The sequence below is a fragment of the Corynebacterium sp. HMSC075D04 genome (assembly GCF_001815635.1).
GTDB lineage: Bacteria > Actinomycetota > Actinomycetes > Mycobacteriales > Mycobacteriaceae > Corynebacterium > Corynebacterium coyleae.
In genome coordinates, this window is sequence record NZ_KV821330.1 from 16,886 (window position 1) to 27,165 (window position 10,280).

A 10,280-nucleotide genomic window follows, 5' to 3' on the forward strand; every position below is an offset into this window, starting at 1 on the left:
TTTGGGCATGACTGAACAGACCCCATCCGGCACCGCAATGAAGCCGATGACCGCGGCGAAAAAACTCGGTATCTACCTTCCCGCCACCCCACAGGAGTTCCAGGACGGCGCCATCACTCACGCCGAACTGCGCGAACTGCAGGAAAACCCGCCCGCGTGGCTGCAAGAACTGCGCCTCAACGGCCCGCACCCCCGTACCGAGGTCGCACGCAAGCTCGGCATCTCGGTGACCGCGCTGAAAGCATCCGGCGTTGAGCAGTCGATGACCACGGAGCAAATCCGCGCGCTTCTCGACGACCAACCGGACTGGCTACAAAAAGCCCGCGCCACTCTCGCAGAGCAGCGCGGGCACAATGTCGACACCGCAAGCGCCGCCGACGGCCAGAACGACTAGAGCATCTTCCAGTCTTCAAGGCCCGGGTACAGCGGGTACTTCTCCGCCAGGGCCTCGACACGGGCGCGCAGCGCCGGGATATCAGCCTTCTCGCCCTGGATCAGGGTCTCGGCGATGATGTCGGACACCTCGCGGAAGTCCTCCTCGCCGAAGCCACGGGTAGCAAGCGCCGACGTGCCGATACGCAGGCCAGAGGTGACCTTTGGCGGGCGCGGGTCGAACGGCACCGCGTTGCGGTTGACCGTGATGCCTGCGGCGTGCAGGAGGTCCTCGGCCTGCTGGCCATCCATCGGCGAGTTACGCAGGTCCACCAGCACGAGGTGGACGTCGGTGCCGCCGGAGACAACGTCGATGCCGGCAGCCTTCGCGTCCTCGCTGGTAAGGCGCTCGGCCAGGATCTTCGCACCGTCGATGGTGCGCTGCTGACGGTCCTTGAACTCCTCCATGCCCGCGATCTTGAACGCGGTCGCCTTCGCAGCGATGACGTGCATGAGCGGGCCACCCTGCTGACCAGGGAAGACGGCGGAGTTGATCTTCTTGTTCAGCTCCTCATCGTTGGTCAGGATGAAGCCGGAACGTGGGCCACCCAGCGTCTTATGCACCGTGGAGGACACCACGTGCGCATGCGGGACCGGCGACGGGTGCAGGCCAGCCGCAACCAGGCCGGCGAAGTGGGCCATGTCAACCCACAGGTAGGCGCCGACCTCGTCCGCGATCGAGCGGAACTCAGCGAAGTCCTCGTGGCGCGGGTAGGCGGACCAGCCGGCGATGATCACCTTCGGCTTGACCTCGCGAGCCTGCTCACGCAGCTTGGCCATATCGATGAGGTGGGTGTCCTTCTCTACCTCGTACGCTGCCACGTTGTAGAGACGGCCGGAGAAGTTGATCTTCATGCCGTGGGTCAGGTGGCCGCCGTGAGCCAGGTTCAGGCCCAGGATGGTGTCACCCGGCTCCGCCAGTGCCATTAGCACAGCGGCGTTCGCCTGCGCACCGGAGTGTGGCTGCACGTTTGCAAACTTTGCACCGAAGACTTCCTTGGCACGCTCCTGTGCCAGGGTCTCCACAACGTCCACGTGCTCGCAGCCACCGTAGTAGCGCTTGCCCGGGTAGCCCTCGGCGTACTTGTTGGTCAGCACAGAACCCTGTGCCTCAAGTACGGAGCGCGGAACGAAGTTTTCAGACGCAATCATTTCGAGGGTGTTGCGCTGGCGCGCTAGCTCGTCGACAATCGCGGCGTGAACTTCGGGGTCAAAAGTAGCCAGATCGAGGTAACGGAAATCTTCAGACACGTCCACCGGGTCCTTTCTCGTTCAGTCGTAGTTACCGCTTCGAAGTATATGTAAGCAACCCGGGTGTTATGTCGAATTCCATGCACAGGATCCAAGGTGAAACAATAGGGCCATGCCACGTGTCGATTCTTCGCCTTACCTCGATTTTCACCGCGAGGACTGGCGCAAACGTCGTGCCACCATGCCACAGGTGCTCACCGAAGATGAGCTCACCAAACTCGCAGGCATCGGTGAGAGCCTCGATCTGCAAGAGGTCGAAGACATTTACCTACCGCTGTCGCGCCTGATCCACCTGCAGGTACGAGCACGCCAGAAACTGACCAAAGCCACCGAAACGTTCATCGGCGGCGATCCGGGGCATGTGCCGTTCATCATCGGGCTTGCAGGCTCGGTCGCAGTAGGCAAATCAACCACCGCGCGTGTGCTGCAGGTGCTACTTCAGCGCTGGGACTCCCACCCCCGCGTCGACCTGATCACCACTGACGGGTTCCTGCACCCCTCCGCAGTGCTCAAGGAGCGCGGCTTGATGGCCCGTAAGGGCTTCCCTGAGTCTTACGACCGCCGCAACCTCATGCGATTTGTCACCGAGGTGAAGTCCGGTCAGCCCCTGGTCAAGGCTCCGATCTACTCCCACGAGGCCTACGACATTCTCCCGGACGAGTACATCGAGGTACGCCAGCCAGACATCTTGATTCTGGAGGGCCTCAACGTATTGCAGACCGGCCCAACGCTGATGGTGTCGGACCTGTTCGACTTCTCCATCTATGTCGACGCCAAGACCTCCGACATCGAGCACTGGTACATCGAGCGCTTCCTCAAACTGCGCGATACCGCATTCCAGGAGCCCGGCGCACACTTTGCTCACTACGCAGGTCTTGACGACGCGCAGGCGACCTACGCCGCACGCGAAATCTGGCAGTCCATCAACCTGCCAAACCTGGTGGAAAACATTCTGCCCACGCGGGTGCGCGCATCGCTTGTGCTGCGCAAGGATTACGACCACACCGTTCAGCGCGTCCGCATGCGCAAGCTCTAATTCGCCAGGGTTTTATTTGCCAAAGCGGCGGGAGCGCTGCGAATAGTCGCGCAGTGCTCGCAGGAAGTCGATCTTGCGAAACGCTGGCCAGTACGTATCCGTGAACCAGATTTCGGAGTACGCGGCCTGCCACAGCAGGAATCCGGAAAGACGCTGCTCACCGGAGGTGCGGATCACCAGATCTGGGTCGGGCTGGCCCTTGGTGTAGAGGTGCTCACCAATCGAGTCGACCGTCACCGCCTCTTTGATTTCGGCGGGGGTTGCGCCGGCGGCTGCGGTGTCGTCGATAAGCGCACGCACCGCGTCCACGATCTCCTGGCGCCCGCCATAGCCCACCGCAATATTCACGGTCAGCCCGGCTTTCTCGGTAGTGGTAGCGGCGCTTTCTCGCATGCGTGCTGCCACATCGTCCGGCAGCAGGTCCAGTTGGCCGACCAAGCGCACGCGGCAGGTGTAATCCTCGGTGGCGAGGTCCTCGATGACTTCGGAAATGATGTCGAAGAGCAGCTCCACCTCCTCCGAGGTGCGCTGAAGGTTCTCGGTGGAAAGCAGGTAAATCGTGAGAACATCGACGTCCATTTCCGCAGACCAGCGAACCAAATCGCCAATCTTCGCGCCGCCGACCCTGTGGCCGTGGGAAATGTCCTTAAACCCCGACTCACGAGCCCAGCGACGGTTCCCGTCAGCCATCACAGCGATGTGCTTCGGGCGTTTCTTTCCACGCAGCTCGCGCTTCAGGCGTGCTTCATAGAGCTGGTAGAGCGGGTAGCGCAGTTTGGAGAGGACAGACACAACGTTGATTCTAGCGGGGCTTAAAAGGAGCGCTTCTTACGCTGGTCGGCAACACCAGCCTTCGCCATGGCCTCGTCGATAGCTTTCTCGTCAAAAGGATCAATACCGTGCGCCTCAGCAAATGCTTGACGACGACGGAACCGGGAGAAACGCCGGTGAAACGCATACCCAATCGACAGGACGACGACCGCGAGGCAGACAAGCAGCAGCAGCCCAATCGGCGACGCCTTGCCAAAGTCCGGACCAGCTGGGGTCTCCCCCGGCGACTGCGCCAGGATCAGATCAACGGTTGCGGCAGCGTTGATGAAGTTGGCGAACACTATTCCTCCTCAGCACCGGCATTGATACCGGCAAACAGGTCATCTTCGGGCAAGGTGGTCTCCACCCTGGTACGCGCGAGCTCAAACTCTTCCGTCGGCCACACCTTCTGCTGATCCGACACCGGGCTGGCCAAAAACGCGCCAGCCGGGTCGATCTGGGTGGCGTGGGCGGTCAACGCCTGGGCACGCTGCTCAAAGTAGTCGGCGCACTCCACTTGGGTGGTCACGCGGTCAAACACATCCCCCTCGGCTTCCTCCCAGCGCTTGATCATGAGCTCGTAGGGGCTCTTCTCACCGCGTTCGAACAACGCCTCTTGCAGCAGCTTCATGCGCTGGAGGATAAAACCATGCGTGTAGTAGAGCTTCAGCGGTGTCCACGGCTCGCCGGCTTCTGGCGCAAACGAGGCGTCACCCGCCTTCTCCCACGCAATCATCGAAATCGCGTGAACCATGAGATGGTCCGGGTGCGGGTAGCCACCGTTTTCGTCGTAGGTAATGATGACGTGCGGTTTGAACTCGCGGATCTCCTCCACGATCTTCACCGCAACCTCTTCCGGGTCCTGGACCGCAAACGACCCCTCCGGCAGCGGCGGCAGCGGGTCCCCCTCAGGCAAGCCGGAGTCTTCGTAGCCCAGCCAAACGTGTTCCACACCAAGCGCCTCGACGGCACGCGCCATCTCCTCGTGGCGCACGGCCGTCATGTTTTCGAGCACCCCAGGGCGGTCCATCGCAGGGTTCAAAATGTCCCCACGTCGTCCGTCGGTACAGGTCACCACCTTCACACGGTTCCCTTCGGCAGCGTATTTCGCCATGGTCGCCGCACCCTTCGAGGACTCATCGTCCGGGTGAGCGTGGATCGCCATCAGACGCAGACCAGCCACTCGTACTCTCCAACTTTTGTAGGGGTGTTGTTAGAACTTCGGAACATCTTAGTACCATCCCAGTTAAGTCCCTATCCCCCTTGTTATTGCGAGGTTGCATCCGTGTCCACTCCAGTGCGCCGTCCGTCGCAACGCTATAGCTCCGGCAAGAGCGACGGCGTAAGCGGCAAAGTGGTCGCAGTCGCCGCTGTGCTCATCGCCATCGCGTTCATCTTCTTCGGCGCCCGAACGATCATCGACAGGATGGACCGTCCCGTCACCGCTGAATTTATTTCGCAGGAACATATCGACGACTCAACCGGACGCCTTTGGATCGACGTGACCCGCAAGGACCCGTCGGTACCGTCCTATTGCATCGTCACTGCGGTGGATTACTCCCACGCTGAGGTGGGGCGCCGCGAGGTCATCCTCCCCGCCGGCGGGGAGAAGCACCAGCGCATCCCGGTGGACCTGCCGCTGCGTGAACCGCTTGTTTCCGGCCGCATCTACGGCTGTTCCGAAAATCTGCCGTTCTACATGGACCCGGAGAGCAAATTTTACGACGCCCGCTAGCACACGGGCCACGCACTACCATGTGCTAATCTTTTGCGGTATATCTGCACAGTTTCGCCCGCAGCCTGCGGGCTCGTTTTACGTATGAGGGAAGGGTGTTACCCCTATGGCTGAACCCCAGCAGCAGTACATTACCCCGGAAATGAAGGCCAAGCTGGAGGCCGAACTCCAGCAGCTGATCGATAACCGTCCGGTGATTGCCGCGGAGATCAACGAGCGCCGCGAGGAAGGCGACCTGAAGGAAAACGCTGGTTACGACGCAGCTCGTGAGCAGCAGGATCAGGAAGAGGCTCGCATTAAGCAGATCTCTGAGATCCTCTCCAACTCCACCACCGAGCGCACCGGCATTGTCGAAGGTGTCGCTCACATCGGTTCCGTCGTTCACGTCTACTACAACGGCGACAAGGAGGATCGCGAGACGTTCCTCATCGGTACCCGCGCTGCGTCGACCGACAACGCTGATTTGGAGACCTACTCCGAGCAGTCCCCGCTGGGCGCTGCCGTCGTTGGTGCCGCTGAGGGCGAGACCCGTACCTACACGGCTCCGAATGGTCGCGAGATTTCGGTCACGATCGTCAAGGCTGAGCCGTATGATTCAGTTAAAGCTTCAACGCCTCGTGCAAAGTAGTTTTACCCGTTCTTTTTCGATAGCGAAGGATCATCCTGTGATTGCAACCTCTTCCCGCAAAGCTCTGGTTGGCGTAGCTGCCATCGCTGCTCTCGCCCTCGCCGGCTGCACCCCGCCGAACGAGAACCCGTCTGACAAGAAGATCGACACCGCGACGAGCCAAGACGCTGGCTCCCTCAAGGGTGCTGGTGCTTCCGCCACCGCCGCGACCAATGTTGTCGAGGCCAGCGAGGCGACCGCGACGGAGACCCTCGAGGCCGCCGCGGACGAGCTGCCAACCTTCAACAACTGTGGCGAGACCGGCCTGCTGCGCCCGACCCAGCTGACGGTCGACTGCAAGAGCCAGAACGATTTCCTGCAGGACATCGTCTGGGATACCTGGACCGCCGACCTGGCTGAGGGCACCGCAACCCGTGTTGTCCTGGATCCGAATAACCGCGAGGAAGGCGTCAAGGTTGTCCTTGGCGCTCCGCAGGTTGTGAACAACGATCTGCTGTTCACCACCATCTCGGTTGATGGTGCGACCGTGAACCCGGATCGTCTCTAATCGCCTCTAATCGCCTCTCATCGGCGCAAAGAGTAGCGGCCCTGTTCCAATCGGAACAGGGCCGCTTTATTGTCGGCGGCGTTTGGTACCGCCGTTTAGCGTTGCTTAGCGCCGTCTAGCGGTCGTTGGCGAAGTAGGACAGCAGACGCAGGATCTCGGTGTAGAGCCACACGAGCGTCACAGCGAGGCCCAGTGCGACGCCCCACGCGGCGTTCGACGGTGCGCTGGTGCGCACGAGCCTGTCGGCCAGGTCGAAGTCCTGCAGGAAGGAAATAGCTGCGAGGACCACGCATACGACGCCGAAGATGATGGACATGGTGCCGCCATCACGCAGTGGGTTCTGGCCGGTGAAAAGAGCGAGCAGCAGGTTGCCCAGCGCCATGATGACAACGCCGAAGATGGCGCCGGTGATCAGGCGGTTCAGTCGCGGCGTGACGCGGATGGCGCCGGTGCGGTAAACCACGAGCATGCCAATGAACACGCCGAGGGTGCCCAGGATGGCCTGGAAAATCATCTGGCCAGCGTCAGCCCCGCCGACGGAGAACCAGCCGGAGATCAGCAGAGAGAATCCGCCTAGGAACAGGCCTTCAAAGGCTGCGTACAGAAGCGTCACCGTGCGGGAGCCGAAGGTGCGCGAGAACGCGTGGACCAGGGTGACCACGAACGCGCCGATACCGCCGACAAGCGTTAGGATCATCCCCACGCCAGCGTTTCCGGACAGGTAAATGCCGAAGTTAATCGCGGCAAACAGGATGATAACGGCGATGGTGATGCCGGTCTTGGAGACAATGTCATCGACCGTCAGCGGGCGGTCCTGCTGGATTTCGGGCGCGTAGCCGTAGCCAGCGGTGTGTTCTTCATTGGTCAGGTTCTTCAGAACCGGGTTGGTACTTCTCACGTCGTCCAACATTCCTTTCGAGTCTTGTTGCGACCACTATTCACAGGTTGTAACGCTTGCACCTTCAAAAAGGTTCCCGAGGCGTAGAATTTGGACACATGGGTGTGTTCGATCGTTGGCGTCGCGGCCCGAGCACGGGCGGCGATCTTGTGTTGGAACGGCTCGCTGCAGCAACTGGTGGCGCGCAGTCCTACACCTTTTCTTACGCAGAGGTAGATGTGCTCGCATTTCTTGTCGACGACCCCCTCCCCCACGTCTTGTACTGCACGTTCGGGTTGTCCCAGGTGGAGTCGTCGCAACGCGTTGCGGGCACACAGACCGAGCTCACGCTCCGCATCCCGATGGACGATGAGGTGTTCCCTCCTGAGTGGCCGGCGCAGCAGCTGGCACGCATGGCTCGCAACGTGGTCCGCAGCGGAGTCGAGATTGAGCCTGGGCATTATTTATCGTCGGCTTCTGCCTCGCTCGCGGGGTTTGTGTTCGTCGCGGATCCACTCCTCGGCTGTGCGGAGGGACCGACCGGGCGAGTGCAGTTCACCTACGCCGCGGGGTTGGTCGGAGATGATCTGGAGCGGATGTTGCGGTGGGATCCGGTGAAGTTCGCGGGCGTGCTCGGCGAGCATGTGCCGCTTGGGTTGACGGATCCTGCACGTGCCCCGCTGTCAAGCGATCCGCAGGTGCGTGTGCTTCTCGACGACGCCTCGCACACCGACGGCTCCTCTATCGGCGCAAACACCGCCAAGTATTTAGATGTCGATGTCGCTGGCCGTGTGGATCTCGACGAACGTGCCGCCGCCGCACTCCTTCGGGCGGCGCGCTACCGATTGCTGTTTGGCAAGTCATATGCCCTCATCCGCAACGACACGTGGCTCATGTTCGACCCGAAGGCAATCGATCTCGAGTTGGCCGAGGATCACATTGTCGTGCCGGGCCGTGCCGATGTAGCGAATGAATTGCTCGCTGTATTCGACACTGCGCCGGGCACTTATGCGTTGACTACCGTGCCGTTGACGTTCCAGGTCATCGACCCGACAACGTAGGACGCTTACTTAAAGACGTTGCCCCACCCGTCACGCTTGTCCAGAAACGCCTGCGCTTCGCGCTTAGCGGCCTCGAGGTCGTGGCTTGCGCCCCAGCCGCACTGCTTCTCGTTCGCAGCCGGCACCTCGGTGGCATTGGTGATGTCGGTGAGCGTCTTTTCCACCAGATCAGCGACCTCAGCCTCGGCGACGTCGCCGGAGAGCATCAGGTAGAAACCGGTCTGGCAGCCCATCGGGCCGAAGTCGATCACGTTGTCTGCATGGTTGCGGGCGTGCTCGGCAAACATGTGCTCCAGGGAGTGCACTGCCGGCATCTCAAGGTGCTCGACGTTCGGCTGCTTGAAGCGGATGTCCCACTTCACCAGCGTGTCACCCTGGGGAAGTTCCTTTCGGTCCGCCAGGCGAATAAACGGTGCGTCAACCTTGGTGTGGTCGAGGTTGAAGGATTCAACATTCATGCGATCAGTCATGGCCCCGACTGTACTGAACGCGCTGGCCCGTTCCCATCACTGGATTCATCGTTGAGAGTCGCGCTGGTCACGGCTGCCGCATCCCGAATCGGCGAGGCTGCGTAGCTTGCTGCGCGAGTGAGCTTCTTGTTTTCCGACGACACCTCGTCAACGGCTGCTATACCGCCATGTAGCCCGGTTACCGGGCAAGTAATTGTGCCCCCAGTCGGGCTCGAACCGACACTGGGCGGATTTTAAGTCCGCTGCCTCTGCCAATTGGGCTATAGGGGCGCCGAGAAATATGGTACTTCCCCGGCGCCTCAATGCTGAAACCGGCGCACTGTATCTCATGAACCCGGACGGAGTTTCTCTCGTGGCCAGGCAATGGTTGTTTCTTCTGCCCTGCATTCTTGGTGCGCTCGGACTCTTCCTCGCGCGCCAAGCTGGCGACGGCACCGCAGGTTTCTATTCGGCGACCGCATTTACCGCCGCCGTGTACCTGGCCGCCTGGTGGGTGTGGGGCGACAGGTGCGCGTTCGCTGGACAAAGCAAACTTCGCGACATCGCACGTGGCATAGGGTTAGGCACTGCACTTGCGGTTGTCTTTTTCTTGGGCGCACTTATTGTCACCCGCATCCCAGCACTTGCCGGACCGGTGGCAGAGATCCTGGATACCCCTAGCAAAGGCGGGTACGTCCTGACGCTGCTCGTCCTCGTGGTCAACGGCGTCGGCGAGGAGCTCATCTTCCGCGACGTCGTCCCTCGCCAGTTGCGAAGCATGGGACAAACGGTGCTGCAGGCTGGTGTGTGGTCGACGGTCGCCTACGGGTTGGTCACCGTCGTGATGGGGGTTCCGCTGCTCGTGTTCGCCGCAGTGGTCCTCGGTGCGCTCGCCTATACCGAGGCAGTGCGCACCGGCAGGCTGTACTCCCCCATCGCACTCCACCTGACGTGGAGTATTGCAATGCTGCTGATCCTGCCCTCGCTCCTCTGAAATCGATCGAATCCCAGCCAGGCCCTATACAGCCCTATATATAGGCATCGAATCGGGCGTCGTGATGGTGGTTGCAGCGGCGCAAACGGGCGTGAAACGCCCTGTTTTCGTGTCTTGAGGCCTGTTATGGCGTGCCTGCCCGGAAAATGGGGGTAATTTGCGGGGGTAAGCAGGTGGTGCGGATTGCTGAACAATCCGCACGTCACACCCATTTCGAGCCGTTTTCACAGTCGTTGAACAATCCTCCCGACCATTCCTGGGTCGTTTTGAAGTGCTGTTCCGGCATTTCCCCAGGTCGCGATCCGGCAGGGCGGGTGTTGGCTGAAAACACCCTTAAACCGCATACTATGCATGCATAAAGATTGTTCAACGAAGTGCACCCACGGCAAAACAGATCGTTCAACAACCCTTCGCGTCAGTGTGGAATGTGGGTTGGATTGGTGAACAATCCAGACGTTAA

The 10,280-nt window shown here is 60.9% G+C and carries 13 protein-coding genes and 1 tRNA gene; 7 read left to right on the forward strand and 7 right to left on the reverse strand.

All coding sequences use genetic code 11. From position 1 onward, the window contains the following. Window positions 1-7 precede the first annotated feature (7 nt). Window positions 8-394 carry a DUF5997 family protein gene (locus tag HMPREF3048_RS04205; protein ID WP_070771291.1) on the forward strand — a complete coding sequence of 129 codons (387 nt, stop codon included), beginning with the start codon at window positions 8-10 and terminating at the stop codon, window positions 392-394. Here the strand turns inward: HMPREF3048_RS04205 and glyA are convergent. Continuing rightward, on the reverse strand, window positions 391-1,683 hold the full coding sequence (gene glyA / locus HMPREF3048_RS04210; RefSeq protein ID WP_070771292.1) for a serine hydroxymethyltransferase: 1,293 nt from the start codon (window positions 1,681-1,683) through the stop codon (window positions 391-393). The two genes, HMPREF3048_RS04205 and glyA, sit on opposite strands and share 4 nt — an antisense overlap. A 112-nt stretch (window positions 1,684-1,795) precedes the next feature. On the opposite strand from glyA, the gene coaA reads away from it, so the two are divergent. Then, complete coding sequence (gene coaA / locus HMPREF3048_RS04215) at window positions 1,796-2,719, forward strand: type I pantothenate kinase (protein WP_070421685.1); 924 nt, start codon at window positions 1,796-1,798, stop codon at window positions 2,717-2,719. Window positions 2,720-2,731: 12 nt separating this feature from the next. Here coaA and HMPREF3048_RS04220 read toward each other — a convergent pair whose 3' ends face one another. From HMPREF3048_RS04220 to mca, 3 genes are read right to left on the reverse strand one after another with little or no spacing between them, the layout of a single operon-like run. After that, window positions 2,732-3,511 (reverse strand): isoprenyl transferase, encoded by a 780-nt coding sequence (locus HMPREF3048_RS04220; protein ID WP_070421686.1) that lies wholly within the window; start codon window positions 3,509-3,511, stop codon window positions 2,732-2,734. A 20-nt stretch (window positions 3,512-3,531) separates the two neighbouring features. Beyond that, window positions 3,532-3,831, reverse strand: a complete 300-nt coding sequence (locus HMPREF3048_RS04225; protein WP_070771288.1) for a hypothetical protein — start codon at window positions 3,829-3,831, stop codon at window positions 3,532-3,534. Then, window positions 3,831-4,712, reverse strand: coding sequence for a mycothiol conjugate amidase Mca (gene mca, locus HMPREF3048_RS04230; RefSeq protein ID WP_070771289.1), 882 nt, complete (start codon window positions 4,710-4,712; stop codon window positions 3,831-3,833). Before mca ends, HMPREF3048_RS04225 begins: the two co-directional genes overlap by 1 nt. A 102-nt stretch (window positions 4,713-4,814) precedes the next feature. On the opposite strand from mca, the gene HMPREF3048_RS04235 reads away from it, so the two are divergent. From HMPREF3048_RS04235 to HMPREF3048_RS04245, 3 genes are all read left to right on the forward strand, one after another. Further along, entirely contained in the window at window positions 4,815-5,264 is a 450-nt protein-coding gene (locus HMPREF3048_RS04235) for a DUF4307 domain-containing protein (protein WP_224212882.1), read from the forward strand. 106 nt (window positions 5,265-5,370) lie between these two features. Further along, window positions 5,371-5,892, forward strand: coding sequence for a transcription elongation factor GreA (greA, locus tag HMPREF3048_RS04240; protein WP_070421690.1), 522 nt, complete (start codon window positions 5,371-5,373; stop codon window positions 5,890-5,892). 37 nt (window positions 5,893-5,929) lie between these two features. Further along, window positions 5,930-6,439: a hypothetical protein gene (locus HMPREF3048_RS04245; RefSeq protein WP_070421691.1), complete on the forward strand. Its 510-nt coding sequence runs from the start codon at window positions 5,930-5,932 to the stop codon at window positions 6,437-6,439. Window positions 6,440-6,554: 115 nt separating this feature from the next. Here the strand turns inward: HMPREF3048_RS04245 and HMPREF3048_RS04250 are convergent, their stop codons facing one another. After that, window positions 6,555-7,337 carry a Bax inhibitor-1/YccA family protein gene (locus tag HMPREF3048_RS04250; RefSeq protein WP_070421698.1) on the reverse strand — a complete coding sequence of 261 codons (783 nt, stop codon included), beginning with the start codon at window positions 7,335-7,337 and terminating at the stop codon, window positions 6,555-6,557. Between the two features lie 98 nt (window positions 7,338-7,435). Between HMPREF3048_RS04250 and HMPREF3048_RS04255 the strand changes: the two genes are divergently transcribed. Beyond that, window positions 7,436-8,377 (forward strand): suppressor of fused domain protein, encoded by a 942-nt coding sequence (locus HMPREF3048_RS04255; protein WP_070771290.1) that lies wholly within the window; start codon window positions 7,436-7,438, stop codon window positions 8,375-8,377. 5 nt (window positions 8,378-8,382) lie between these two features. Here the strand turns inward: HMPREF3048_RS04255 and HMPREF3048_RS04260 are convergent, their stop codons facing one another. After that, window positions 8,383-8,847, reverse strand: coding sequence for an S-ribosylhomocysteine lyase (locus tag HMPREF3048_RS04260; RefSeq protein ID WP_070421693.1), 465 nt, complete (start codon window positions 8,845-8,847; stop codon window positions 8,383-8,385). Window positions 8,848-9,043: 196 nt separating this feature from the next. Continuing rightward, a tRNA-Leu gene (locus HMPREF3048_RS04265) sits at window positions 9,044-9,117 on the reverse strand. Between the two features lie 10 nt (window positions 9,118-9,127). Here HMPREF3048_RS04265 and HMPREF3048_RS04270 point away from each other — a divergent pair. After that, on the forward strand, window positions 9,128-9,820 hold the full coding sequence (locus HMPREF3048_RS04270) for a CPBP family intramembrane glutamic endopeptidase (protein ID WP_246818841.1): 693 nt from the start codon (window positions 9,128-9,130) through the stop codon (window positions 9,818-9,820). The last annotated feature ends 460 nt before the right edge of the window (window positions 9,821-10,280 follow it).

What these genes read in the sequence shown, in the direction of transcription:
- HMPREF3048_RS04205 (WP_070771291.1), top strand. Translation starts at nt 8, where the DNA reads ATGACTGAACAGACCCCATCCGGCACCGCAATGAAGCCGATGACCGCG.
- coaA (WP_070421685.1), top strand. Translation starts at nt 1,796, where the DNA reads ATGCCACGTGTCGATTCTTCGCCTTACCTCGATTTTCACCGCGAGGAC.
- greA (WP_070421690.1), top strand. Translation starts at nt 5,371, where the DNA reads ATGGCTGAACCCCAGCAGCAGTACATTACCCCGGAAATGAAGGCCAAG.
- HMPREF3048_RS04255 (WP_070771290.1), top strand. Translation starts at nt 7,436, where the DNA reads ATGGGTGTGTTCGATCGTTGGCGTCGCGGCCCGAGCACGGGCGGCGAT.
- HMPREF3048_RS04260 (WP_070421693.1), bottom strand. Translation starts at nt 8,847, where the DNA reads ATGACTGATCGCATGAATGTTGAATCCTTCAACCTCGACCACACCAAG.
- HMPREF3048_RS04270 (WP_246818841.1), top strand. Translation starts at nt 9,128, where the DNA reads ATGGTACTTCCCCGGCGCCTCAATGCTGAAACCGGCGCACTGTATCTC.